The organism is Devosia sp. 1635 (assembly GCF_013185955.1).
Classification (GTDB): Bacteria; Pseudomonadota; Alphaproteobacteria; order Rhizobiales; family Devosiaceae; genus Devosia.
Genome location: NZ_JABAOM010000002.1, coordinates 177,517 through 202,863, shown reverse-complemented (window position 1 = coordinate 202,863; position 25,347 = coordinate 177,517). Strand labels below are relative to the sequence as shown.

Sequence of the window (25,347 nt, the reverse complement as noted above, 5' to 3'; positions counted from 1 at the left end):
TGCCCGCAGGCGATCCGAAATTTGAGAGCAGGCGCCAAGCCGAAGCGGACTTGAGAACAGTATGAGCGGAACTGAAATCACCACCGATGTTGTTGTGATCGGCGCGGGCCCTTGCGGGCTCTTTGCCGCCTTTGAGCTCGGTTTGCTGGATCTCAAATGCCACTTCATCGACATTCTGGATCGGCCGGGCGGGCAGTGCGCCGAGCTGTATCCGGAAAAGCCGATCTACGACATCCCGGGCTTCCCGGTGATCACGGGCCAGCAGCTCACCGACAATCTGATGGCGCAGATCGCGCCGTTCTCGCCTGAGTTCCACTTCAACCGGATGGTCAATTCCATCGACAAGCAAGCCGATGGCTCGTTCCGTCTGGTGACCGATGCTGACGAGGTCTTCAACACCAAGGTGGTGGTGATCGCCGCCGGCGGTGGCTCGTTCCAGCCCAAGCGCCCGCCCGTCGAAGGTATCGAAGCTTTCGAGAACAAGTCGGTGTTCTACTCCGTGCGCCGCATGGACGATTTCCGCGGCCAGGATGTGGTGATTGTCGGGGGCGGCGACTCCGCACTCGATTGGACGCTTAATCTGCAGCCCATCGTCAATTCTCTGACCCTGGTGCACCGCCGCCCGGTGTTCAAGGCAGCGCCCGCTTCGGTCAACAAGATGCAGGAGCTGGTGGCCGAGGGTAAGATCAACTTCCTGACCGGCCAGATCGCGAAGCTCGATGGCGAGAACGGGCAGATCAACCATGTGCATTTGACCACCAGCGCCGGCGATCTGTCGGTACCCGCGACCCGCCTGCTGCCGTTCTTCGGACTGACCATGAAGCTGGGCCCGGTGGCCGACTGGGGGCTCGAGCTCAACGACAACACCATCGTGGTCGACACCGAAAAGTTCGAAACCTCCGTACCGGGCATCTTCGCCATTGGCGACATCAATTCCTATCCCGGCAAGCTCAAGCTGATCCTGTCGGGCTTCCATGAGGCTGCTTTGATGGCGCAGGCGGCCAAGGCCATTGTTTCGCCCGGCGAGCGCGTGATCTTCCAGTACACCACCAGCTCCACCAAGCTGCAAAAGAAGCTGGGCGTCGCCTGATGGAAATCCATGTCACGGATCAGGCCGGGGAAACCCATACGCTGGAAGGGCTCGAAGGCTGGCGGGTGATGGAAGTCATCCGCGACTGGGGGCTCAACATCAAGGCCGAGTGCGGGGGCGCACTCAGCTGCGCCACCTGCCATGTCTATGTCGACGCCGATTGGCTCGAAACTGTCGGTCCGCCGAGCGACGAAGAAGAAGACATGCTCGACAGCGTCGGGGATGTTCGCCCCAATTCACGCCTGTCGTGCCAGATCCTGATGGATGAGGGCCTCGACGGGCTCAAGGTTACGCTCGCGCCAAGTGCAGCCAAGGAATAACTCTGTTGCTGTTGGCGGTTGTTTAACTTCTGGCGCAGAACAGTAGTGGTGCGTCGTTACAGTCCTGCACCACGAGTTTCCCAAATGAGCGCAACTTCATGCGAGGGCTGTCGCAATGCCGACGCCAATGCATTTTCGATCCCCTTCACCATGGCGTTCCAGCCCATCGTCGATGTTCCTGCCGGCAAGATCTGGGGCTATGAAGCCCTGGTGCGCGGCGTGGGCGGGGAAGGGGCGTTCCAGGTCCTGAGCCAGGTCAACGAGCAGAACCGCTACGCCTTCGACCAGGCCTGCCGCGTCAAGGCAATCGAGTTGGCCGGCCCGAAGCTGCGCGACAGCGACGCCAAACTGAGCATCAACTTCATGCCCAATGCGGTCTATGAGCCGAAGGCCTGCATCCGTGCTACCCTGGCAGCGGCCGCAAGGACGCAGTTCGATCCTTCCCGGCTGATGTTCGAATTCACCGAAAATGAGCGCATGGATGATGTCGCTCATGTCAGCCACATCGTGGCCGAATACCATCGCATGGGCTTCACCACGGCGCTGGACGATTTCGGCGCCGGCTATGCGGGGCTGTCGCTGCTGGCCCAGTTCCAGACCGATCTGATCAAGCTGGACATGGAATTGCTGCGCGGCATCGGCAGTTCGAAGGTCAAGCAGGCCATCGTGCGCGGTCTTGCGGGTATCGCCGCCGAACTCGACATCACCCTGCTGGCTGAGGGCGTTGAGAGCGCGGAGGAACTTGCGGTGTTGCGCGGCATGGGGATCCGGCTGTTCCAGGGCTACTATTTCGCCCGCCCACAGGTCGAAATTTTCCAGGGCTTCAGCGAGTTGGCCAAGGCCGCTTAAGCTATTTGGCGGCGTCCCCGGCCAGCTTGGTAAGCTCGGGGATGAAGTCGCGCACCATGGGCTGGGTCTGGGTCTTGAAGGGCAGGGGGCGGACGACGCGGATGGCTGCAATGCCGACCCGAACCGTCATCAAGCCATTCACAACGCCCTCACCCAGCCGGGCGGAGAGCTTGGCGGCCAGCCCTTGGCCGATCAGCTGCTCAACTAGCCCGTCGGTCAGCACCAGGCCACCCGTCACTGCCAGATGGGTGAGAACGGCGCCCAGCAGGCGCCAGGAGCCAAAGAAGCCCGGGCGGGCGCCATAGAGCCGGGCGATCGCCCCGGCCAGCCGGAAGCTCTCGTAGACAACGAAGGCGACATCGACCAGCGCCCGGGGCGATACGGCGGTGACCAGCGCAACCCGTCGCGCGGAGGCCGCAGTGAGTGCTTTGGCGCGCGCATCGAGCGGCGCCATCAAGCTGCGCTCGCCAAGCGCGATCATCTCGTGGCCATCAAACAGATGCGGCAGGTTTTCCGCCACGGTTTGACGGGAGCGCGCAAGATCGGCTCGGTCGGCATAAACGGCTTCGAGCCGCTGCAATGTGCGCTTGGCCTCATCGGCATCATTGCTGGTAAAGGCGCTGTCGGCGTCATGCCGGAGGGCATCGAGGACGCGCAGGCGGCGCAGGGCGAAGACTTCGCGGGCCGCAAGGGCGATGACGGCCATAACGAAAATCGCGAGGGCAACCAGGCCCGCATAGCCCAGCCAGAGATTGCTGGCGAAGAGATCACGGATCAACCGATCTGCGGCCAGGCCCAGCCCCGCTGACACCAGGATGCTGCCGGCGCCCCAGGCGAGCTTGCCCCAAAAACCCATCGTCTTGATCGGTGGAGCAACAAGGTCTTCCTCAAGGCTCGGATCGAACTGGGGCTCGGCGACGACAACGTCGGCCGGAGCAAAGGCGCGCGGCGCGCGGCTGAGTTCGGGCGTCTCACTGGGTTGATTGGTGGGATAAGCGACCGGGCGTTTCATGCCAGACGGTCTCCCAGCAGGAAGTCGAGAGCCCGGTCGAACCGGATATGGGGGAGCACCACGTCGCCGCTCGAATTATGCTCGAGGTTGCGCGGCGGGGTGAAGCGCAGGAAGTTCAGTGACACCGGCCCGCCATCGGCAAAGAGGGAATCCGGACGGGCGGGCAGATCGCCCGGGAACAGCGCGATCTCGGTCATGCCATCATAGCGGGTGCCATCGAGCTCCTCGCCGGCCATGGGGGTGCCGATGATGGTCGGCAGGGTTTCACCGCCTTCGGTTATCGTGCCTTCGCGGGTGGCGCGGATGGCTGCGAGGGCAATCGAGCGCGATTGCGCCCCGGCAAAGCGCGCCCGCTTGCTGGCATCGGCGACCAGGCGGTTGAGGATGGCTTCGAGCCGATCGTGGCTGGTGTGATGGACGTGATCGGCTTTGGTGGCTGCAAACAGGATGCGATCGATCTTGCGGGTAAAGGGACGCAGCAGCGGGTTGGTTTCGCCCTGCCGGAAGCAGGAAAGCACAGCCGTCAGTGCCGTCTCGAGATCGGCAACGGCAGCGGGTCCCGCATTGAGGGCGCGCAAGGTGTCGACGAGGACGATCTGGCGATCGAGCCGGGCAAAGTGCTCGCGAAAGAACGGGCGTACCACCTGGTCCTTATAGGCCTCATAGCGGCCCGCCAGCATGGCATAAAGGCTCGAGCTGCGCGCCCCAGCAGTCAGCGGTAGCGGCGCAAAGGTCAGGGCGGGCGAGCCTTCGAGGTCGCCGGGCAGCAGGAACCGGCCTGGCGGCAAGGTCGATAGCGCATCGTCCTCGCGGCTGCGGCGCAGATACTCAGTGAAGGCGGCGGCCAGCCGTTCGGCCTCCAGGTCGTTAGCCGCCGACATAGGGTCAGTGGCGGCCAGTAGTTCCAGGAACGGGCCGGCCTGGCGGAGCGAAACAGGCCGCTGTGCGCGCTCGAGCGCTTCCCGGCTCCAGTCCTCAAAGCTGAGCGCCAGCAGCGGCAGGTCCAGCAGCCACTCGCCGGGGTAATCGACAATGTCGAGGTTGAGCGTGCGCGCGCCTCGCATTCCCGACAGCCAGCCGGCCGACTGGTATTTCAGCACTAGCCGCAGTTGCGAAATACGCCGGGTCCCTTCGGGCCAGAAAGGTTCGCGGCTGGTGAGGGATTCCAGATGCTGCTCATAGGCAAAGCGCGGGATGGTGGCTTCAGGATATTCGGCCAGCCGAGCACCGATGAAGCGCCCCTCGGCCATAACCGCAAAACCGGGAAGGCGCCCGCCGGTGAGGAGGTTATGCACGAGGGCGGTGATGAAGATGGTCTTGCCGGCGCGGCTGAGGCCTGTCACCCCCAGCCGCAGCGTTGGAGTGAAGGCCCCCGTCGCGGAATCGGCCAGATTGGCGAGAGCGATGCCCAGTTCGTCGACAAGGGTAGTGGGCGATCCTGCCACGCGGCTGTTCTCCGGTTCGGCTGCGAACATAGGGTGTTGTGCGGCCCGTTCAAGCCGCTGGGCAGATCACCTGGCGAGCCGCAGCTGTCACCGAACTGTCGTTCGGCCGTCGCGCAACTTTCAGGATGGCTGCTTACAGCTTGGAATGGTTCAAATCTATCCGCGTTCCAGGCTTGTTGAGGAGCTCATCCATGAACGATCAATCCCCTTTCCGAACTTCGCAGCTTGAGGCCGTCGACACAGCGCCACGCAACCCGACAACCAACCCCACTATGGGGGAGTTGATCAGCGCCCGTTTCTCGCGTCGTGGCTTCCTGCAGGGCTCGCTGGCGGTGTCCGCTATTGCCGCAACCATCAGCCCCCTTGCCTTGATGACGGCGGGGAAGGCGAAGGCCGCGGGAGGGTCAGCATTCAACTTCACCGAGGTTGAAGCTGGTATCGACGAGACACACCACGTAGCCGAGGGCTACGACGCCGATATTCTGCTGCGCTGGGGCGACGCCTTGTTCGCGGACGCGCCCGAGTTCAATCCCGCCGCCCAGACGGCGGACGCTCAGAGCCACCAATTCGGCTACAACAACGACTATGTCGGTTATATCCCATTCGACGACTCATCCGAGCACGGTTTGCTTGTGGTCAATCACGAGTACACCAACCCGCACTTGATGTTTCCCGGCATCGTGGAAATCGTGGAGGGCGAGATCACGACCAAGCCGCTCACGAAGGATCAGGTCGACATCGAGCTGATGGCGCATGGCGGCACAGTGGTGGAAATCCGCAAAACGGATGGCAAGTGGGCCGTGGTTAAGGACGGAGCACTCAATCGTCGCATCACCGTCAACACGGAAATGGAAGTCACTGGTCCCGCCGCTGGCCACGATCGCCTCAAGACCAATGCGGACCCCACAGGCACTAAAGTCTTTGGCACCATCAACAACTGTGCCGGCGGCGTAACCCCCTGGGGCACCTACATCATGGCCGAGGAGAACATCCACGGCTACTTTGCCGGAGAACTCGCTCCCGACCACCCGGAAGCGGCGAACTACAAGCGCCTCGGCATCCCCGAAGGCTCTTATGAGTGGGCCAACTATTATGACCGGTTCGATCTGTCCAAGGAGCCCAACGAGCCCAATCGCTTTGGCTATGTTGTTGAAGTCGACGTCATGGATCCCAGCTCCATTCCCAAGAAGCGTACCGCGCTGGGCCGCTTCAAGCACGAGGGTGCAGAGTCCATCATAGCCAGGGATGGCCGGGTAGTGTTTTACCTCGGCGACGACGAGCGCTTCGACTACGTTTACAAGTTCGTAACCGCTGGAAAATTCAATCCGGATGACCGAACGGCAAATATGGACCTGCTCAACGAGGGCACGCTTTATGTCGCCAAGTTCGCTGAAGATGGCACTCTGGTCTGGATGCCGCTCGTGCAGGGCGAAGGCCCCCTCACGCCCGAGAATGGCTTTGCCAGCCAAGCGGATGTGGTGATCGCAACGCGGCTTGCTGCCGATCTGCTCGGGGCTACCAAGATGGATCGTCCTGAGGACATTCAGCCCAATGGCATCAATGGCAAAGTGTACGTGATGTTGACCAACAACACGAGGCGTGAGGCTGGACAGGAAGACGCCGCCAATCCGCGAGCCAAGAACGCTTTCGGCCACATCATCGAGATTGGCGAGACAGACGGCGACTTTGCGGCGACTACCGGGACCTGGGATGTCATGCTCAAGTGCGGCGACCCCTCAGTCGCCGAAGTTGGCGCTACATTCTCGACTGCGACCACGGCAAATGGCTGGTTTGGCATGCCCGACAACTGTGCGGTCGATGCTGCGGGGCGCCTCTGGGTTTCCACCGACGGCAATAATCCGTCGGACACCGGTCGCACCGACGGCTTGTGGGCCGTAGACACCGAAGGCGATGCACGGGCGACCTCCAAGCTGTTCTTCCGCGTCCCGGTAGGCGCCGAGATGTGCGGGCCATTGTTCACCCCGGATGACGAAACCGCCTTTGTCGCCGTACAGCACCCCGCAGATGGTGGTGAGGACTGGGAGGGCTTTGGCCGCGTCTCGTACTACGAGGATCTGTCCACGCGCTGGCCGGACTTTGAAGACGCCATGCCCGTGCGCCCATCTGTGGTGGTGATCACCAAGCAGGGTGGCGGCAAGATCGCCGTATAGGCTAAGTGCGGGGAAGGCGCCTTAGCCTTCCCCGCACTTATTTAGTCCTCCGGCGTGCCGATGTTGCTGAGATCATATGGGGTAGTCTGGTAAATCTCGTTGATCCAGTTCTGGAACAACAGATGGGCGTGACTGCGCCAACGGTTTTCGGGTTCGGCAGATGTGTCGCCGTTAGGGAACAAGTTGGCCGGAGGCGGGGTGTCGAGGCCGGCCTTGCGGTCGCGCTCGAACTCGTCGGCCAGCGAGCGGTTGTCGTATTCCAGATGATTGAGGAAATAGACCGCGCGGTGCTGCCGGTCGCCCAGCATGCTGACCCCGATCTCGCGATTGTCGATCAGGATCTCGAGATTGCTGCCAAGGGTGGTGCGATCGATGTCATTGTAGCGCGACACCGGGATCATCGGACTATCGGAGAAGCCGCGCAGGAACGGCGAGCGCGGGTTGACCACCCGGTGCCGGAACACGCCGAATGCCTTGCTGTCCATGCGATAGCGCCGGGCGCCATGGAAATGGTGCAGCGCCGCCTGCGCGCCCCAGCAGATGAACATGGTGTGGTGGACGTTGGTCTGCGTCCAGTTCATGATCTCGACCATCTCACGCCAATAACGCACCTCTTCGAACGGGATATTGGCGATCGGCGCCCCCGTGACGATGAAGCCGTCGAACTTGCGTTCGCGCACCTCTTCCCAGGTCTGGTAGAAGCTATTGAGATATTCTTCGGAGGTGTTCTTGGAGCGGTGATCGGTGATCCGCACCAGCGACAGGTTGACTTGGAGCGGGGTCGAGCCGATCAGCCGGGTGAACTGGGTTTCGGTGCGCTCCTTGTTGGGCATCAGGTTGAGGAGGCCGATTTCGAGCGGTCGGATATCCTGGCGCGCGGCGCGTGAGGAATCCATGACGTTGACGCCCTCGTCTTCGAGCGTCTTGCGGGCGGGTAGATTGTCGGGAATGCGAATAGGCATAGCGAGCCTCGTAGGGGCAGGAGATCATGGCGATGTCGGCAATGCGCGTCTCCCGGGGGAGGCGCGCTAGCGCATTCGCTGCTCGATCGCCGCGGCCATCAGATCCACAAACCCCTGGCCGTCGCGCACCATGGCGAGGTCAGACGCCTCAACGACATAGCCGTGATTGTCGGCCAGCTGCTGGTAACGCGGCAGCCGGTCATGCAACAGGGCCTCAAAGCCCCAGGCGCCAAAGCCGGCGGGGTCCACGTCACGATCCTCGGTGATGCCGTTCAAGGCTTTGTACTCGGCCCATTTCTCAACCAGAAAGTGCGGACGGTAATACATCGGCTTGGGGTTCTGCTTGAAGCGACGCACCAGTTCGGCTGCGTCCTTGTCGGTGCCTCTGATATAGAGCAGCGCGGTGCTCGCGGCCAGGGTGTTGACCACCGGATCGGCCGGGTCGGCGGGATCGATCACCTCGATCAGCGAGCCGCCTGTATCGGCGATGAAGTCGTTGTAGCCATAAAGGGCATGCGCGCGCTCGATGAAATGGGGCACATCGAGGAGCGCGGCAATCTCGGCCACGCGATGCTGCTCCTGCCGACGCTGGTATTCGTGCAGCGGCAGCCCGCCCGCCTCGGGATTGCCGGGCGTGCCCAGATAGGTCGAGAGCGGATCGAGATTGTCGAAGGTGATGTTGGACGAGATATAGATCGAGTCCGAACGCAGCAGTTCGGCGAGGAACGGCACCTTCATGGCTTCGCGCTTGAAATTGTCGACGATGGCCTCACCCATATAGCGGGTGCCGATGCGGTAATCGGCGGAATAGTGGAACCAGTTCGAGGCGCGCAGCATCGACGCCAGCCGGGTCTTACCGACCCCTGCCATGCCAAACACGGTGACCGCACGGCGCGGGGACTGGATAAACTCGTCGGCGGATTTGAACAGCATGGGTACCGGCAGTCCGAAAGAATTGGGGCGATGGTGGTGGTTGCCCGCGTTTACTGCAACGGCGCCCGCTCCACAAGCACGCGGCAATTCTTGCCGGGTCGTGGGTTGATCATGCCGGGCCTGGCGCCCGAAAGCCGCGCATCTTGAGCAAATCTCCTTGCTTTCCAAGCTTCTGTGTTTTGGCACTCTGCTTGCATTACCAAGGGTGAAGCGCGCAGGCGCAAGGTGTGTTGGAGTTTAGAATGGGAATTTACGGGGCTCTTTCCAGCGCGGTCACCGGGCTGCGGGCACAAGCGCACGCGCTGGAGAATATCTCGGGCAATATCGCGAACTCGCAGACCACGGCGTATAAGCGCATCGAGACCGATTTCGTGGATCTGATCCCGGATGCTCCCACCAAACGGCAGGTTCCGGGTGCGGTACTGGCGCAGTCGCGCGGCACCAACGAGGTTCGCGGCGATATCAAGACGGTTTCGAGTGAGACCTTCGTGGCGCTGAACAGCAATGGCTTTTTCGTTGTCGAGCCCAAGGTTGGGCAGTCCGACGGCAATGCCGTGTTCTCGGGGACCAATTTCTACACCCGGCGGGGCGACTTCGAACTTGACAAGGACGGGCGTCTCGTCAATGGCGCGGGCTATTACCTCAAGGGCCTGCCGGTTGATCGGGCCACTGGGAACGTCTCGGGTTCGGTGCCGGCGCCGATCCAGATCTCCAACGGCTTTCTGGGCGCCCGGCAGTCCAGCGTCATCAAATATGAGGCCAACCTGCCGCAGATGCCGCGTCCGGCGGCTTATGATGGCGCCGATCCAGCCACGGCGCTGATCACATATCCGGTTGCGGATGCTGATCAGTTCGTCTCGGAATCCATCGAAGGCGGCTCGGTCACGCTTTACGCCAAGAACGGTGCTCCCGCCGACGTGCAGTTGCGCTGGGGTAAGGTTTCGCATGCTGATCCGGCAACGCCCGGGAGCGAGGATACCTGGCAGCTGTACTATCTGGGCAACGGGGGTGACTGGGCTGAGGCCGGCGAGTTCTCGTTCGGGTCTGATGGGGCGATGACCGAGCCGACAAACGGCGAGATCACTATCACGGGGCTCAACGTCAATGGCACGCCTATCGGTGATGTGAAGCTGCAGTTCGGCAAGGGCGGCTTGACCCAGTTCGATGACGTGAATGGCACTGCTGACGTGTCGACGCTTAGCCAGGATGGCTATGCCGCGGGTGAGTTCGTGTCGGTGGCGATCAGCGACAGCGGCCGGGTCGTTGCCACGTACTCGAACGGCAAGCGCATCGACGTGGCGCAGGTCGTGACCGCTGAGTTTAACGCCATCAACAAGCTCAAGCGCCTCGATGGTGGCGTCTATGCCACCACTTCGGAATCGGGCGAGGCCATTCTCGATCTTTCCGGCGGCGGCATCATCGGCGGGGCCCTCGAGGCGTCCAACACCGATATCTCGGACGAGTTCACCAAGCTGATCGTGACCCAGCAGGCCTATGCTGCCGGCACGCGCATCGTCAGCACCGCTGACGAGATGCTGCAAGAAGCCTTGAACATGATCCGATAGCCGAGGATCGGAGCGGCGAGGACGATGGATTCGACCTCGCCTGTTTGAACAGGAGCATGCGCCATGGGTCTGACCACCTCCTTGAACAACGCGGTTTCCGGACTGCGGGTGAACCAGGATTCCCTGACCATTCTGAGCCGCAATGTGGCCAACCAGGGCACGCCAGGCTATCACCGGCAGTCGCTCTCCGTTGGCGACTACAACAACGAGAACAGCAGCTATGCGCGTACGCTCGGGACTACCCGGGCGTTCAACACCAGTCTTCAGACCTATTACACCCGCCAGGTCTCTGACACCGCGAACGCCGGGGTTCAGGCAAGCTATCTGGAGCGGCTGGGGGGGCTTCTCGGCAAGCCGGGTAGCGCGGGTTCGCTCGACACCCTTTACGGCCAGTTGCAGAACGCCATGCAGAGTCTCGCCACCAGCCCCGACGACTATACGGTGCGCGCGCAGGCGCTTAGCCAGGCCCAGGCCATGGCTGAAGCACTGAACCGGCTTTCCGGTGATGTCCAGACGATGCGTTCTCAGACAGAAGTCCAGATCGGGTCCAATGTTCAGAACCTCAACGGCATGTTGGCTTCCCTGCACGAGGTCAATACCCGCTTGCTCGATCGCGGCGGCGATGATGCGGCCAGGGCTTCGTTGCTGGACCAGCGCGATCGCCTGGTTTCCTCGGTGGCTGAACTCATCGACGTGAAGGCGGATTACAAGGCTGACGGGACTGTTGCCCTGATGACCGGCTCCGGGGTGGGGTTGGTTGATGGCCGGGCCGCAAGCTTCAGGTTCGATACACCCGGAAGGCTCACGGCTTCCTCGGAGTTCAACAGCGACTCCGCGTTGTCTGGCGTGGGCAAGTTGACCCTCGTGACCGCGTCGGGATTGGAAATCGACGTGCAACGGTCGGGCGGAATCCGGGGTGGAGAGCTTGGCGGTTTGCTGACGCTCCGCGACAAGACCCTCCCGGAGGCGCAAAGTCAGCTGGACGAGATTGCGGCCGGGCTGGCCCAGGCATTTTCGACGGTGCAGACGCCGGGGACAGCGGTGGCGGGAGGCTTTGCTATCGATGTCAGCGGGTTGCAGCCAGGCAACGACTTGCTGCTGAAACTCGAGACCGGTAGCACTTCGCAGTCGATCAAGATCGTCAACACGACAAAGGCTGATGTCGATTACCGCGACGCCTCCGGTGCACGCGTCATCGGCATCGACTTCGCGGCCGGAAGCACTGCTGCCGCTGCGCAGCTGCAGGCGAAATTTGACAGCTTTGCTCCAGGTCCGCTCGTCGCGGTTGCAGTAAGCGGCGCCGGCAATGAAATGACATTCAGTGCCACTGGACCAACCACGACAGTTGCGGGTGTCACCAAGAGGGCAACCTCCAGTGAGCTTCAGGATGGGGGATTGGGTCTGTCCTTGTTCACGGATGGTGCGCGGGCGCCTTTCACCAACAGCGTGGACGGCATGCCCCCCCAGAAGGCGGGCTTTGCCGCCCGCATTTCGATCAATGCAGCAGTGCTCGCAGACAACCGCCTGCTGGTTCAAAGCACGCCGGGCCAGTCGCTCGGGAGCGCCGATCGTGCCAATCATATCCTGGGGCAGCTTGGGAGCATGGATTTTGTGTCCGGGACTAGCAATGGTCGCTTCCCGCTGAACGGCAATGTGGGCGAGCTGATCTCCCAGACTATCGGCTTTCAGGGCAGCAATATCGCCGCCACCATGACGCGCAGCAGCGACAAGCAACTCACCCTCGACACCGTGATGGACCAGATGCAGAGCGAATATGGCGTCAATGTCGACGAAGAGATGTCGCGCTTGCTTGAGCTGCAGAACGCCTACGCCGCCAATGCTAGGGTTGTGTCGGTGGTCAAGGAACTGCTCGACCAACTCTTCGCATCGACCTGAAGGAGACAATAGATGATCGTCAACAAGTCGATGTATCCGGTGCAGACAGGCTTCTCGGTAATCTCCAAGATGCAGAGCAAGATGGGGAACCTGCAGACCCAGCTTGGCACAGGGATGAAGGCGGGCAGCCTGGCTGAAATGGGGCGCGACTTGCCGATGTCCTTGTCCGTTCGCTCCCGCTTGGACAAGATCGAAGGCTATGCCGCCAATATCCAGACCGTGAACCTGCGCCTGAGCTTTCTCGACAAGACCATGTCCCGCTTCGACACTATGGAAGGGGAGGCACGAAATTCCGCAATCCAGGGGCAATACGGCACCAACGATATCAGCATGGCCACGCTTCCGGGCCAGGCAACGGCGCGGTTCGACGAGATCGTCACCCTGCTCAACCAGGACATTGCCGGCCGGTATCTGTTTGGCGGCAATGTGACGGACACTCCTCCACTGCCTGACGCAAAGGTGTTGCTGGAGGGGGAAGGCGGCAGGCTGGGCTTCAAGCAGATGCTTGCCGAGCGCCAGAGTGCGGATCTTGGAGACGGATTTGGCCGCCTCGACTTGCCCGCCGTTGCCGCCGGCAGCGGGGAGGTCGTGGTCGCTCAAGACGGTACGCATCCCTTTGGTTTCAAGCTCTCGACGACATCCACAACGGGTGCTCCCGCTATTGCAGTCACTCAACCCGGAGCGACGGGGCAGGTGAGCGTCAGTTTCACTGCCCAGCCGACCCCGGGGCAGAGCGTAACCATAGGCCTGACGCTGCCTGACGGTACGGAAACGCAGGTTACACTGGTTGCCAGCGCCGAAGATAACCCAGGGCGGGGTGCGTTCAGCATTGATGCCGATCCTGATGTGATGGCGCAAAACTTTCGATCGGCGCTGCAGGGTGCACTCGCGGAGGCGGCTGGTTCGACGCTCAAGGCAGCATCGACCTTTGCAGCGGCGGCAGATTTTTTCAGCGAGAGCGGCGTGCCCCAGCGTCCAGCTGGCGGACCCCCGGCTACGACGCTGGCGGACGCGGACCCCGCTGAAGTGGTGTTCTGGTACCGGGGTGAAAAGGAGGGAGACGCCAGATCCGGCGTCGCCGCTAAGGTGGATGATTCCACCACAATCCAGTATGGGTTACGGGCGACGGAAAGCGGGATCCTCAAGCTGGTGCAGTCCCAGGCGGCGCTGGCCGTAACGAAGTATTCGTCGGAAGCCGATATCCGCGCCAAGCCCGAAAACGAACAAATGCGGGTTGATGCGCACGCGCTGCCGGCGGGCTCGGCTCGCGATGCAGCGCTGGCTGAATATGAACGGGTCGTGGGCTCGCAGTATCAGCAATCGCGCGGTTTGTTCGACGGCATGGCGGATCGTCAGCAGAGCGCGCTGTCGGAAAGCCACAACTCATCGCCCGGCTCGGTCGAGCGGATCACCATGGATCTGGCGATTGCCCGCAATGCGGCCAACAATGCTTCCAAGCGCCACACGGACTACAAAGCCCAGTTGGAGAACATCCTGAGCGATGTGGAAAGCGTTTCCAAGGAAGACGTCGCCATGGAGATCCTCGCGCTGCAGACGCGGCTGCAGGCGAGCTACCAGGTAACCTCCATGGTGAGCCAGCTCAGCCTCGTCAACTTCGTCTAGCTAGGCTTCTCAATATAAAACCCCCGCTGCGAGGCGGGGGTTTATTTTTACGGGCAGCGTCAGGTGGGTCAGGCGCCGCGCAGGCCGGCGGCGATCTGGCGGTTGAGGCGCACCAGGGCATCAAGCTTTTGCGGCTGGGGCTGCATCATCATCTCGCGGGTCTCGTTGAGAATGTAGAGACCAAGATTGGCGATGTTCTGTCGCACATCCTGGGGCAGCGGATTGTCAGGCCGGGTCACCGAGCTCATGAAAATGGTCCAGAGCTTGCGGTTGAAGGTCAGGGCGGGGGCGAGGTCGTCAAAGCTTGCCGGCCACTCGTCCTTGACGCGCTGCAGATTGGCTGCAGCCTTCATCAGGAGTGCTGATTCACGCTCGCGTGGGTTCTCAACGACTTTCGCCGTCTGCTGGTAGGCCCGGGCGCCTTGCTGAAACATGGGAAAGAAGGTCCTGTTCGTAGTCGATCAGCCTTTGAGCGGCCTTCAGAGCTTTATATAAAGCCCCAGTTAATATCTCGTTGTTGATTTCGCCGATCAGTTCGGCCGCCGAGGGAACCGCTTCAAGGAACTCATCGACCAGAGCGAAGTAAGCTTCGCGCGGGGTTTCAATATCCTCGGCGATATACATGAGCTGTACCGCCAGATAGATGCGCTTGGCGGGAGTGTTGGCCGTTTCAGCGGTCAAAATGTCCTTTTCCCGGAGGATCGGGACGTGGCCATCAATAAAGAGGCGGGTGCGCTGGTCGGAATTGGTGATGATGCATTGACCCACGAGGAGCTTTTCGCCGGGTTTCAGTTCGACTTTGAGCGCCATGGTGCTGGTTCCGATCGGGGCAGAGCAAGGGCCGTTCTAGCCCGCGGTGAGCGCAAAAACAACGAAGGCGGGCCGCGGCCCGCCTTGGCGATCTGAAGTTGCCTGTCGGCCCCTTACTGGAGCAGCTGCAGGACCGACTGGTCAGCCTGCGAAGCGAGCGACAGCGAGGAGGAGGACAGCGACTGCCGGGTCTGGAGCGCGAGGAGGTTGGCGGCTTCCTCGTTCATGTCAGCAAGCGTCAGGTTGGAAGCGCCGGTTTCCAGGGTGTTGATCATGTTCTTGGTGAAGTCCTGGCGGTTCTGCACGATGGACAGATTCTGGCCGAAGGTGCTGGACTGGGAGCGAACATCGGAAAGGGCAAGTTTTACGTCATTAAGCAGCACATCGATGTCACCATCGCTGTCGAGCTGTTGGGCGACAATGTCGGTAAGCTTCAGATTGGCTGAATTGAGGGCCTTGCCGCTCTTAGTGTGTATGTCGATCGAGGAGGTACCCGTCTCGTTGAAGGTGATCTTCAGGTTGTCACCACGCAGCAGGTTGATGCCGTTGAAGGAAGCATCGTCGCTGAGCTTATCGAGTTGGTCGCGCAGTTCATTGAATTGGTTGGCGAGATCGGAGCGGACCGTGTTGCCACCCACGCTGGACTTGGCAGCGGCCTTGCCGGTAACGCCCCCCGAGGTCGAAGCTCCACTGATGTCAAGCTTCTGAGTCGAGAGGTTCTCGATGCGCAGCGTTCCATTGTCATTGGAGGCGCGAATCTTGCCCTGAAGCTCAGCCTTATCATTGATCGCGTTGACGATGCTGTCGATGGCCCCCCGGTTCGGTGCAGTGCCTGGCACCTCGGTGCCAAGTGTGCCCAATGCCGTGGTGGTACCCGCAACGGTGATCGTCGAGGGACCAGCGTTTTTGTTGCGGAACGAGATCTGGTTGGCGGCGCCTTCATAGGCTTCAACCGCGTGACCAGCCCCCAGCGCAGTGTTAATCTTGGTGATGGCCTTTGCGAGGGAGTCCTCGTCATCGGTCAGCGTCACCGTGGTCCCATTCACGGTGAAGGTCTGGTCTGCTCCGTTCGGGGCAATGGCGGCGAAGGTGCCGCCAGGTAGATTAGTCTTGGTACCCACAGGGCTAGAGATAGTACCGACCTCGACTTCAACATCGCCACCTACGGCGCCGCCCGAAAAGGTGAGCTTGTCGCCGGCGGCGAAGGCGCTGTCGAGCTTGAAGCTCTGTGTCTGGAATGTCTTGTCCTGGCGGGCTTGGCGCAAGGTCGACTGCATCGACTCTAGGGTCTTGGTGATGGAAGTCAGACCGTTGTCGGCGGCTTCCAGGGTCTGGATGCCGTTGGCCATGGAGTCCATGAGCTGATTCAGGTCACCGGCCCGGCTGTTGAGCGAGGCGGCGGTGAAGAAATTGGTGGGATTGTCGAGCGCCGAGTTCACCTTGTTGCCGCTTGAAAGGCGGTCCTGGGTCTTGGCCATCATTGTAGCGGTGTTCTGAAGCGAAAGCAGGTTCGACCGAACGGCTTTCGAAAGAGAGATATCGGACATGATGCTTCCTTCATTACGCGCCGACGCTCGGCAGGTCCTCGCTTCGAGGTTGACTGAGCTATAGCGCGCCGACTCCTAAAAGGGCGTTAACCATGCTTGTTGGCGGGGCAGTAAGCATGTTCGTTCACCAGGCGTGCGGGTTCGACCGCCGGGTTGGTCCCATCGGTTGTTGCTGGGGAGCGGACCCCGAGGCGGTTACCGCCCCTGAAGGGTAGTTTATTGAGACGGTGCCGCCTCGGGGGTGCCGGGATTTGCCGGACCAGCCCGTGTTGCGATCCCCAAAATCGGCAGGAGATAACTGTCCAACACCGCTCGGACCCACTTCGGGGGCGATCTCCCCGAAGTCCCGTGGTTCCACCCGCCCTCTGGTCGCTGCAGCGCCGCTCCTGCGGGGGAATGGGAAGGAGTATAGCGGAGGTTTTTGGCGCGGGGATAAGTGGGGACTCCCATCGAGCCGGTTACGAGGCGTGAGGAAATCTGGGGGTGAACCGCCATCTGGCGGCTTTTGGGACAATCTCGAGATGGGCCCCGGCTCGAGGCCGGGGTGACATCGGGAGTGAGGAGGATTCAATGTCTGGGCGGCGAGTTCGTGTAATAGGCAGCACGGTTGGTCGGCCGGCAACAAAAAAGGCGGGCCGAGGCCCGCCTTCTCCGGTTTGTTCAAGCTGCCGATTAACGGATCAGCTGGAGGATCGACTGGTCGGCCTGCGAAGCCAGAGACAGCGAGTTCGAGGACAGCGACTGACGAGTCTGGAGGGCCAAGAGATTAGCGGCTTCCTCGTTCATATCAGCCAAGGTCAGGTTGGCGGCGCCGGTCTGAAGCGTGTTGATCGTTGCCTTGGTGAAGTCCTGGCGGTTCTGAACGATGGACAGGTTGGAACCGAAAGCGGATGACTGAGAACGGACGCTGTTCAAAGCCAGTTTCAGTTTACCAAGTTCTGCGTCGATGTTGCTGTCGTTATCCAGGTCCTTCTGGTTCAGCGTGGTCGACACGCCCAGATTCGCCGAATTAACCTGCTTCTCCCCTCGGGTCTGGACGTCGATCGAGGAGGTGCCGGTTTCGTTGAAGGTGATGCTCAGCTTGTCGCCGCGCAACAGGTTGATGCCGTTGAAGGAGGCGTCATCAGCCAGCTTGTCGAGCTGATCGCGCAGTTCGTTGAACTGGTTGGCCAAATCGGCGCGGACGGTGTTTCCCGCAACGCTGGACTTCGCGGCTGCCTTGCCGGTTACGCCGCTAGAGGTGGACGCGCCAGCAATGTCGAGCTTCTGTGTGGAGAGGTTCTCGATGCGCAGGGTGCCATTGTCGTTGGAAGCCCGGATCTTGCCCTGAAGTTCGGACTTGTCGTTGATAGCACTGACGATGCTGTCAACAGCACCCTTGTTGGGAGCAGTGCCCGGCACCTGGGTGCCAAGGGTGCCAAGGGCGGTGGTGGTACCCGCTACAGTGATCGAGGAGGGGCCAGCTTCCTTGTTGCGGAACGACACCTTGCCGGTGTCATCAAAGGCTTCTACCGCGCTGCTGGCGCCGAGTGCAGTGTTGATCTTAGCAATGGCCTTGGCGGCAGTATCTTCAGTCGAAGTCAGCGTTACCGAGGCGCCGTTCACCGTAAAGGTCTGGTCGGTTCCTGCTGTTGGGGTGGCATAAGTGCCGCCGGGCTGGGTGGTTTTAGTGCCAATAGGGCTAGCGATGCTGCCGACGTCGATGTCTACGTTGCCGGAAACGGCGCCGCCCGAAAAGGTGAGCTTGTCGCCAGTGGCGAAGGCGGTGTCGAGCTTGAAGCTTTGGGTCTGGAAAGACTTGTCCTGGCGGGCCTGACGCAACGTCGATTGCATCGACTCGAGGGTCTTGGTCATGGCCGTCAGGCCATTGTCAGCGGCTTCCAGGGTCTGGATGCCATTGGCCATGTTGTCCATCAACTGGTTCAGGTCGCCGGCGCGGCTGTTGAGCGAGGCGGCAGTGAAGAAGTTGGTGGGGTTGTCGAGCGCCGAGTTCACCTTGTTGCCGGTGGCAAGACGGTCCTGCGTCTTGTTCATCATGGCGGAGGTGTTCTGGAGGGAAAGCAGGTTCGAGCGAACGGCTTTCGAGAGGGAGATATCACCCAAAGTAGTAGTCCTTTTCTAGGATACGCATTACTAACGCGCCTCTTCCTGAGGCACGGTCGATCCTGGCGCAGCAGCGCATAAAGAACAGTTAAGTGAGGGCCTTAAGGCTTCGTTGCTTGGGGTGGCGCAGTTGATGCGGCGTTGGCGCGAAAGGCCCGCGCTGCGGGCCTTTGCGGGTGTTTAGCTGTTTTCGCAGCGAAAGCTTCGGTTAACCACGACGGGCAATTCTGCGGGAGCAGTGGAACCGTCACAGAGCCCGGTTTACTGCGATGCCCCGGGCGGCGTGGGCGGGGTCGGTAGCGAGGGTGCCGGCACGGCCGTAGGTTTGAGCGCGATTCTGCTTGCCCACGACCGTGGCGACGTCGGAGAGGAGGTCCTCGGTGACGGTGCGGGCCGTGGCGAGGACGCGCAGGTTTTCGGCCATCTGGGTGGCAAGTTGCTCGTGGCCGAGGCGGAGCCGGTCGAGGGCATCAGGTGCTTCGGCTTTGAGGCGAAGGTTTTCGCGCTGGATGGAGCGGGCAAATTCCACATAATCCTGCGCCAGGCGGGCCTTATCAGCAGTGAGGGTTCCAGCGTCGCGCAAGCGACCGGCGCGCAGGAGCGTGGTTTCCTGGTTCATCACATCAACCAGCGCCGTCAGGGCCGCTTCGGCATTTCGGCACAGCTCGTGGGCGGAAAGGGCATCACGGGCGGCGAGGCGGGCGGCAGCGGTCATCGGGTGGAAACTCCCATAAGGACGGGTTGGTTGATCTGGTTGTTGGCGGCTTCCTGCATGGCCAGCAGGTCGCCCAGCATCTGGTCGGCAATGCCAAGGCCGCCGTTGCCGGCCATGCTGGCGGCGAGCTGCTCGGACTGCATGGAGCGCCAGGTTTCCTCGCCAAAGCCGCCGTCGCCTTTAAGGGTGGCAAACATTTCCTTGACGAGGGTATTGAGGAACACGCCTTCGAATTCCTCGGCCTGGCTGCGCACCTTGGCCACCTGGGCAGGGGTGAGGCTGGAGCCGGGCTTGGCCTGGAGTTGGTGGGCGAGCATCACAGAACCTCGATTTCGGCCTGGAGGGCGCCGGTGGCCTTGATGGCCTGGAGAATGGCGATGAGATCGCGCGGGGCGATGCCCAGGGCATTGAGGCCATCCACGAGCTCCTGCAGCGTCACGGACTCGTTGACCACGGCGAGCGCGGTATCGGACTGCATCACATCAAGGTCAGTGTTTGGCTCCACCGCGGTGACGCCATTGCTGAAGGGCTCGGGTTGAACCATTTCAGGGGTTTCGGCGATGGTCACGGTGAGATTGGATTGGGCAACGGCGACGCTCGAAACGCGGACATCCTTGCCCATGACGATGATGCCGGAATTCTCGTCGATGACGATCTTGGCGGTCTGATCGGTCTGGACCATCAACTGCTCGATATCGGTCAGGAGATCGACGATGTTGCCGTTAAAGCCCTTGGGCAGGGTTATGCGGACAGTGGCGGGATTTTCCGGCGTGGCGGTCGGCACGCCGATGAAGTCGTTGATGGCCAGCGCAATGCGGCGCGAGGTGGTGAGATCGGGGTTGCGCAAGGCGAGGCGCAGGGAGTGCTGGGCGCCCAGGGCGAACTCGATCTCGCGCTCGATGAGGGCGCCCGAGGAAATGCGGCCCGTGGTAGGCACGCCCGAGATGATTGTGGCGGCGTCGCCCTCGGCCTTGAAGCCATTGATGGAAACCGAGCCCTGGGCAATGGCATAGACTTCGCCATCGGCGCCGAGCAGGGGGGTGACGAGGAGGGTGCCGCCCTGGAGGCTGTCGGCATCGCCCAGCGCCGACACGGTGACATCCATGCGCGAGCCCTGGGTGGCAAACGGAGGCAGATTGGCGGTGACCATGACGGCGGCCACATTGGCGGTGCGCACATTCTCGCCGGCCGTGTTGACGCCGAGGCGCTCCAGCATGGATTGCAACGATTGCTTGGTGAAGGGCGCGTTGTTGAGGCTATCGCCGGTGCCGTTGAGGCCGACCACGAGGCCGTAACCCACGAGCTGGTTTTCACGCACGCCTTCGATGTCGACGACATCCTTGATGCGGGCAGAGGCAGCGACAGCGGGCAGCGTGGGGGCGAGCAAGAGCATGGGCGTCAGCAGCGATGCGAAGATGGTTCGGACGAAACTGTGCACTGATGGGCTCCCGCGGGATGGTCTGCCCAGTGCTTTGCCAGAAGCGTGCCAAGCTCGGGTCGAGGGGCTAGTGCGCTGATATTGCAGCCTTACTGAGCATGGTGGGCCTCTCTTGTTTTCTCGCCGGAATGGGGGTGAGCAATTCTTGCCGGGCGCGTTAAGCCGCCGTTAACCAAAGCGGGCAGATTTTGCCGAGGTTTTCCTTTCCCAGCTGAGTCCGCCCATGCGCATCGACAGCAATTCTCGCGCCGCCGGCCTGGCGGGGCGCGGTTCGGCCCAGCGTGCGGCGGGCGGACCCGCTTTTGTTCCGGCCGGTACAGAGGCGCCGCGGCAGGCCGGACAAGTTGCCGGCACGGCGCCCACGGCTAGCCTGAGTGCGTTGCTGGCGTTGCAGGCGGTGGAAGATCCGACCCAGGGACGACGCAAGGCGGTGCGGCGCGGTGCTTCCATGCTGGACCAGATGGAGGCGATCAAGGCCGATCTCCTCGTCGGGCAAGTCAGCGCCAACCGGCTGGACCAATTGATGAGCATGATCGCGGAAGAGCGTGGCCAGTCCGAGCCGGGGCTGGAGGGGGTGCTGGACGACATCGAACTTCGAGTGCGGGTGGAATTGGCTAAGTTTGGCCGCTTCCCTTGAGCGCAAGCTGAGATCAGTAAAACCCCGTGCGGCATTGATGAAAGCGGCGGTTCAACAATCATTGCCCCAGTCAATCACTGCGCCGTGTCCATCTTGCAGGGTTTAAATAGCTGCACTATAGAGGCGCAAATAAAGGGCGCATTGGAGTTGAGTCTGCTGATGAACTCGGGGGTTGACGTAATCGCATACCGGCCCAGTGACGATGAGCCGTTCATGAACCCACGCCAACGGGATTACTTTCGAGCCAAGCTTAATGCCTGGAAGGAAGATATTCTTCGCGAAAGCCGCGAAACCCTGGAGAACCTCCAGGAGGAAAGCCAGAACCATCCCGACATGGCCGACCGTGCCTCTTCCGAAAGCGATCGCTCGCTGGAGTTGCGGACGCGGGACCGGCAGCGCAAGCTGATCGCCAAGATCGATGCGGCGCTCAAGCGGATCGATGATGGCACTTACGGCTATTGCGAGGAAACCGGGGATCCGATCGGGCTCGCCCGACTTGATGCCCGCCCGATCGCGACGCTGAGCCTTGAAGCCCAGGAAATGCATGAGCGGCGCGAAAAGGTTTATCGCGACGAGTAAGCAAAGAGCTAAGAGACAAGAAGAAGCCCGCAGCGATGCGGGCTTTGTTGTTTCTGTCCTTGGGGACGACGATCAGTCGCCGTAGCGGCGGCGCAGATGGGCCTTGAAATAAGCCGGGTTCAGGGGCTCCCCGGTGGCGCGGGTAATCAGGTCGGGCGTGGACCAGCGCGAGCCCTGACTCCAGATCTGCTCGGCGCGCCAGGCATTGATGTCGCTGAAGTCGCCCTTGCGGACATTGTCGCGCAGATTGGGCTGGGCCCGCTCAAGGGCGGCCCATTGCTGGGCGGCGATCATGGCCCCCAAGGTATAACTGGGGAAATAGCCAAAGGCGCCGCCTGGCCAATGCACATCCTGCATGGGGCCGTCCTTGGGATCGTTGATGGTGGAGATGCCGAGATATTCGGTCATCTTGGCGTCCCAGGCCTCGGGGATCTGGCTGACCTCGAGTTTGCCCGCCACAAGATCCTGCTCCAACTCGTAGCGGAGGATGACGTGGAGGGGGTAGGTCACCTCGTCGGCGTCGACGCGGATATAGCCGCGCTCGACATGGTTGACCTCGCTCAGCACGTCCTCGATGTCCCAGCCGGGCAGCGCATTCCGCCCCAGATGCAATTGCACCAGGGGCAACATGAAATGCCAGAACTCGGGACTACGGGCCAGTTGCATCTCCACAAAGAGCGACTGGCTTTCGTGGATGCCCATGCCGCGCGCCTTGCCGAGGGGCCAATGCGACCATTCCTTTGGCAGTCCCTGTTCGTAAAGGGCGTGGCCGGTTTCGTGCAGCACGCCCATCAGCGAGGACAGGAAATCGTCCGTGCGGTAGCGGGTGGTCATGCGCACATCGGTGGGTACGCCGCCGCAGAAGGGGTGGTGCGAAACGGCAAGCGAGCCATGGGTGAAATCAAAGCCGACCGCGCGCATGGCGGCCAGGCCAAGTTCGCGCTGATGCTCGATGGGGTAGGGGCCGTTCAGGTCCCTGCGTGGGCGGCGCTGGTGGCGCCGCTCCTGCACTTCCAGGGCTTCGGGCACGAATTCCTTGAGGAAGGTCTTGAGGTCGGCAAAGACCGGATCGAGAGTTGCGGTGCGGTTGCCCGGGTCATATTGTTCCATCAGGGCGTCATAGGGGGCGAGCTTCAGGGCATCGGCACGCAGCCGGGCTTCTTCGCGCACCAGTTCCACAACGCCTTCCAGGGCTGGCAGGTAGCTGTCCCAGTCCCCCACCGCGCGCAGTTCGCGCCAGAGCTGTTCGGAGCGCATGGTCGCGGCAGTCTTGCGCTCAACAAACTCGGTGGGCAGGCAGGTGGCGTTGAGATATTGCCGCTTGAATTCGGCCAGGGCGAGTTGCTGGTCCTCGGTTTGGGGCTGCGCGGCCTCGATCCAGTCGGCGATCTCCGGAGCGGTGGATTGGGCGTGGTACATGCCGGCAAGATTTGCCATGGCTTCGGCGCGTTTTTCGCCGCCGCCGACCGCCATGTGCGTCGCTTCATCGGCGCCAAGAATGGACAGGGCATGCTCAAGCGCTTCCAGACGGCGGCCGAGTTGATCGAGTTTTTCAAAGGACATGATGGCTCCCAAAGGTCGCAACCAGATGTTTCACAAGCCAGAAGCGCGGGCAAGCGCCTGTGCTGGAACACAGAATAGGATCGAGCCGAGCCGTGCCATTGCATGGTTGGCGCCCGGGGCTGTGCTAGCCTAGATTCACTTCACCGGCGTCCCAGTTCGACTGCCAGCGGCGCCACGCGATCTGAAAGGAAAAGCCATGCGGATGTGGATCAGCTTGCTTCTGGTTCTCGCGATGAATTCGGCTGCGGCCGCCCAGTCCAGCAAAACCAATTGCCGGGCGATGCAGGAGCCGCTGGCCGCGATGACCACGCAAATGGGCGTGCTGCTGGAGGGGCTGCAGCGGACAGAGAATCTCAACGTGCTGACCCGGTTCAGGGGCGTAGAGCGGCAGGCGATGGTGGAACTGGACGCGGCACGGGCGGAGCTTGAAAAATCGCTGGAGGCTTATGTGACGGCTGCGGGAAATGCCACTCGCGCCATGCGACGATGCGCGAGGTAGGGGCATAGGGTCAGCCTCGGAGCACCAGACTTGCGTATGTCAGGGTCCGGTGACGAGGTGAGGGAGCCCACCCCCTGCCCCTCCCCCGAGGGGGAGGGGAAGCAGAACTGCGCGGCGGGCGCGAGGTGGCGACTATCCGGTGCTTAGCCGCGGATGGCGGCTTCGATCTTGGCGACATCGATCTTGCGCATCGGCATCATCGCCTCGAAGGCGCGCTTGGCTTCGCCACCGCCGCGCGCCATTGCGTCGGTGAGGACGCGCGGGGTGATCTGCCAGGAGAGGCCCCATTTGTCCCTGCACCAGCCGCATTGGCTTTCCTCGCCGCCATTGCCGACGATGGCATTCCAGTAACGATCGGTCTCCTCCTGATCGTCGGTGGCGATCTGGAACGAGAAGGCTTCGCTGTGGGTGAAGATGTCCCCGCCATTGAGCCCGATGCAGGGGATGCCGCAGACGGTGAATTGCACGGTGAGCACGTCCCCGGCCTTGCCTGAAGGATAGTCGCTGGGGGCGCGGTGGACAGCGGTGACCTCGCTATCGGGGAAGGTCGCTGCATAAAAGCGCGCGGCGTCTTCCGCGTCGTTGTTGTACCAAAGGCAAAGAGTGTTCTTGGCCGTGGCCATGGCAGTTCCTCCTGAAGTTCAGCTTTTATTGGTTGGTCTGCTCAAGAGCATGAGCTTGCAGCCCTACGGCTCAAGGCGCAACCGGGTGGCGCTCACTTGACGGCCGACCCGCGGCCCTGCCGACATCCGCTGCGTTGTTTTGTGCCAGATCCGGGCAGGCGCAGCTTTACCAGGTCTGCAACTTTGAGTGTTGCGAGAATTATGCAACCAGTGTAGTTGCGTGATCTGCAGCTGCGGACGAGCTTGTGGCTGCCTGCCGAGCACCGCCTGGGTCAACCGAGGACATGAACCATGACAAACCAAACTTCCGAACAGTTCTGGGAACAGCGCTATCAGAACATGACCGGGACACCGAACGGGCGGCCAACGGCCAAGCTCGTGGAATATGCCGCCGATCTGCCGGCCGGGCGAGCACTGGACCTGGGTTGCTCACGCGGGGATGACGTGATCTGGCTTGCCAGTCGAGGCTGGCAGGCCACGGGAGTGGATATTTCGGCCACAGCCTTGGGGGTTGCGGCGGAGCGGGCCAAGGCTGCCGGGGTGAGCGACCGAGTGCGCTGGGAGCGGCATGACTTGGCCGAGAGCTTTCCGGCCGGGGAGTTCGAGCTGGTGACGGCGCTTTACTTCCAGTCGCCGATCGCCTTTCCGCGCGCCCAGGTGCTGCGGCGAGCGGCCGCGGCCGTCGCGTCGAGAGGAGTGTTCCTCCTTGTCGAGCATTCCACCGCCGCGCCGTGGTCGTTCAAAAGTACCACACCCTTCAGCACGGTTGAGGAAACGCTTGCGTCACTCGAACTGGATGAGAGCTGGGAGCCGATTTTTGTTGGTGCGCCGGCGCGTCAGGCGAAGGGCCCGCATGGGGAAACCGCTGAGGTGCTCGACAATGTGGTGGTGATGCGCAAGCGGGCTGCGTAGGGGACGCGCTAGGGCGTTCGGGCGCAGGGTTCCGAGATTGTTCCCCCGCCGAGCG

The 25,347-nt window shown here is 61.9% G+C and carries 24 protein-coding genes; 11 read left to right on the top strand and 13 right to left on the bottom strand.

The features are described 5' to 3' along the window. Positions 1 to 61: 61 nt before the first annotated feature. The 3 genes from HRU92_RS07895 (at position 62) to HRU92_RS07885 (ending at position 2,259) form a co-directional block, all read left to right on the top strand. Positions 62 to 1,090 carry an NAD(P)/FAD-dependent oxidoreductase gene (locus tag HRU92_RS07895; RefSeq protein WP_172123602.1) on the top strand — a complete coding sequence of 343 codons (1,029 nt, stop codon included), beginning with the start codon at positions 62 to 64 and terminating at the stop codon, positions 1,088 to 1,090. Beyond that, positions 1,090 to 1,410, top strand: a complete 321-nt coding sequence (locus HRU92_RS07890) for a 2Fe-2S iron-sulfur cluster-binding protein (protein WP_172123601.1) — start codon at positions 1,090 to 1,092, stop codon at positions 1,408 to 1,410. The genes HRU92_RS07895 and HRU92_RS07890 overlap by 1 nt, the downstream gene beginning before the upstream one ends. A gap of 84 nt (positions 1,411 to 1,494) precedes the next feature. Continuing rightward, a complete protein-coding gene (locus HRU92_RS07885; protein ID WP_172123600.1) occupies positions 1,495 to 2,259 on the top strand; it encodes an EAL domain-containing protein in 765 nt (254 codons plus the stop codon). A gap of 1 nt (position 2,260) precedes the next feature. Here the strand turns inward: HRU92_RS07885 and HRU92_RS07880 are convergent, their stop codons facing one another. Continuing rightward, entirely contained in the window at positions 2,261 to 3,271 is a 1,011-nt protein-coding gene (locus tag HRU92_RS07880) for a TIGR01620 family protein (protein ID WP_172123599.1), read from the bottom strand. Continuing rightward, on the bottom strand, positions 3,268 to 4,716 hold the full coding sequence (locus HRU92_RS07875; RefSeq protein WP_172123598.1) for a YcjX family protein: 1,449 nt from the start codon (positions 4,714 to 4,716) through the stop codon (positions 3,268 to 3,270). Before HRU92_RS07875 ends, HRU92_RS07880 begins: the two co-directional genes overlap by 4 nt. 191 nt (positions 4,717 to 4,907) lie before the next feature. Here HRU92_RS07875 and HRU92_RS07870 point away from each other — a divergent pair, with 191 nt between their 5' ends. Further along, entirely contained in the window at positions 4,908 to 6,887 is a 1,980-nt protein-coding gene (locus HRU92_RS07870; protein ID WP_172123597.1) for a PhoX family phosphatase, read from the top strand. A 41-nt stretch (positions 6,888 to 6,928) separates the two neighbouring features. Here the strand turns inward: HRU92_RS07870 and metA are convergent, their stop codons facing one another. Further along, positions 6,929 to 7,849 (bottom strand): homoserine O-succinyltransferase, encoded by a 921-nt coding sequence (gene metA / locus HRU92_RS07865; protein WP_172123596.1) that lies wholly within the window; start codon positions 7,847 to 7,849, stop codon positions 6,929 to 6,931. A gap of 66 nt (positions 7,850 to 7,915) precedes the next feature. Continuing rightward, positions 7,916 to 8,782, bottom strand: coding sequence for an ATPase (locus tag HRU92_RS07860; RefSeq protein ID WP_172123595.1), 867 nt, complete (start codon positions 8,780 to 8,782; stop codon positions 7,916 to 7,918). A gap of 242 nt (positions 8,783 to 9,024) precedes the next feature. Between HRU92_RS07860 and HRU92_RS07855 the strand changes: the two genes are divergently transcribed. From HRU92_RS07855 to HRU92_RS07845, 3 genes are all read left to right on the top strand, one after another. After that, positions 9,025 to 10,347: a flagellar hook-basal body complex protein gene (locus HRU92_RS07855; RefSeq protein WP_172123594.1), complete on the top strand. Its 1,323-nt coding sequence runs from the start codon at positions 9,025 to 9,027 to the stop codon at positions 10,345 to 10,347. Positions 10,348 to 10,410: 63 nt separating this feature from the next. Further along, complete coding sequence (gene flgK / locus HRU92_RS07850; RefSeq protein ID WP_172123593.1) at positions 10,411 to 12,243, top strand: flagellar hook-associated protein FlgK; 1,833 nt, start codon at positions 10,411 to 10,413, stop codon at positions 12,241 to 12,243. Between the two features lie 12 nt (positions 12,244 to 12,255). Next, a complete protein-coding gene (locus tag HRU92_RS07845; protein WP_172123592.1) occupies positions 12,256 to 13,866 on the top strand; it encodes a hypothetical protein in 1,611 nt (536 codons plus the stop codon). A 68-nt stretch (positions 13,867 to 13,934) separates the two neighbouring features. Here the strand turns inward: HRU92_RS07845 and flaF are convergent, their stop codons facing one another. The 7 genes from flaF to HRU92_RS07810 all read right to left on the bottom strand — a co-directional run bounded on the left by flaF (position 13,935) and on the right by HRU92_RS07810 (position 20,434). Further along, positions 13,935 to 14,300, bottom strand: a complete 366-nt coding sequence (flaF, locus tag HRU92_RS07840) for a flagellar biosynthesis regulator FlaF (RefSeq protein WP_172123591.1) — start codon at positions 14,298 to 14,300, stop codon at positions 13,935 to 13,937. Next, entirely contained in the window at positions 14,251 to 14,676 is a 426-nt protein-coding gene (flbT, locus tag HRU92_RS07835; RefSeq protein WP_127753473.1) for a flagellar biosynthesis repressor FlbT, read from the bottom strand. The genes flaF and flbT overlap by 50 nt, the downstream gene beginning before the upstream one ends. Before the next feature lie 113 nt (positions 14,677 to 14,789). After that, positions 14,790 to 16,223 (bottom strand): flagellin, encoded by a 1,434-nt coding sequence (locus HRU92_RS07830; RefSeq protein ID WP_172123590.1) that lies wholly within the window; start codon positions 16,221 to 16,223, stop codon positions 14,790 to 14,792. Between the two features lie 672 nt (positions 16,224 to 16,895). Further along, positions 16,896 to 18,326: a flagellin gene (locus HRU92_RS07825; RefSeq protein WP_172123589.1), complete on the bottom strand. Its 1,431-nt coding sequence runs from the start codon at positions 18,324 to 18,326 to the stop codon at positions 16,896 to 16,898. A gap of 247 nt (positions 18,327 to 18,573) precedes the next feature. Next, positions 18,574 to 19,041 carry a flagellar protein FlgN gene (locus HRU92_RS07820; RefSeq protein ID WP_127753470.1) on the bottom strand — a complete coding sequence of 156 codons (468 nt, stop codon included), beginning with the start codon at positions 19,039 to 19,041 and terminating at the stop codon, positions 18,574 to 18,576. After that, complete coding sequence (locus HRU92_RS07815) at positions 19,038 to 19,358, bottom strand: rod-binding protein (protein WP_172123588.1); 321 nt, start codon at positions 19,356 to 19,358, stop codon at positions 19,038 to 19,040. Before HRU92_RS07815 ends, HRU92_RS07820 begins: the two co-directional genes overlap by 4 nt. Further along, complete coding sequence (locus HRU92_RS07810; protein WP_172125036.1) at positions 19,358 to 20,434, bottom strand: flagellar basal body P-ring protein FlgI; 1,077 nt, start codon at positions 20,432 to 20,434, stop codon at positions 19,358 to 19,360. The genes HRU92_RS07815 and HRU92_RS07810 overlap by 1 nt, the downstream gene beginning before the upstream one ends. A gap of 268 nt (positions 20,435 to 20,702) precedes the next feature. On the opposite strand from HRU92_RS07810, the gene HRU92_RS07805 reads away from it, so the two are divergent. Beyond that, the gene (locus HRU92_RS07805) at positions 20,703 to 21,116 is read left to right on the top strand and encodes a flagellar assembly protein FliX (protein ID WP_127753468.1); all 414 of its coding nucleotides are present in this window, start codon (positions 20,703 to 20,705) and stop codon (positions 21,114 to 21,116) included. 159 nt (positions 21,117 to 21,275) lie between these two features. Continuing rightward, the gene (gene dksA / locus HRU92_RS07800) at positions 21,276 to 21,695 is read left to right on the top strand and encodes an RNA polymerase-binding protein DksA (RefSeq protein ID WP_127753467.1); all 420 of its coding nucleotides are present in this window, start codon (positions 21,276 to 21,278) and stop codon (positions 21,693 to 21,695) included. 72 nt (positions 21,696 to 21,767) lie between these two features. Here the strand turns inward: dksA and HRU92_RS07795 are convergent, their stop codons facing one another. Further along, the gene (locus tag HRU92_RS07795; protein WP_172123587.1) at positions 21,768 to 23,258 is read right to left on the bottom strand and encodes a carboxypeptidase M32; all 1,491 of its coding nucleotides are present in this window, start codon (positions 23,256 to 23,258) and stop codon (positions 21,768 to 21,770) included. A 196-nt stretch (positions 23,259 to 23,454) separates the two neighbouring features. On the opposite strand from HRU92_RS07795, the gene HRU92_RS07790 reads away from it, so the two are divergent. Further along, a complete protein-coding gene (locus HRU92_RS07790) occupies positions 23,455 to 23,757 on the top strand; it encodes a hypothetical protein (protein ID WP_127753465.1) in 303 nt (100 codons plus the stop codon). A gap of 143 nt (positions 23,758 to 23,900) precedes the next feature. On the opposite strand, the gene HRU92_RS07785 is transcribed toward HRU92_RS07790, so the two are convergent. Next, positions 23,901 to 24,380 (bottom strand): VOC family protein, encoded by a 480-nt coding sequence (locus HRU92_RS07785; protein WP_172123586.1) that lies wholly within the window; start codon positions 24,378 to 24,380, stop codon positions 23,901 to 23,903. 291 nt (positions 24,381 to 24,671) lie between these two features. Here HRU92_RS07785 and HRU92_RS07780 point away from each other — a divergent pair, with 291 nt between their 5' ends. Further along, positions 24,672 to 25,292, top strand: coding sequence for a methyltransferase domain-containing protein (locus tag HRU92_RS07780; protein WP_172123585.1), 621 nt, complete (start codon positions 24,672 to 24,674; stop codon positions 25,290 to 25,292). Positions 25,293 to 25,347: the final 55 nt, after the last annotated feature.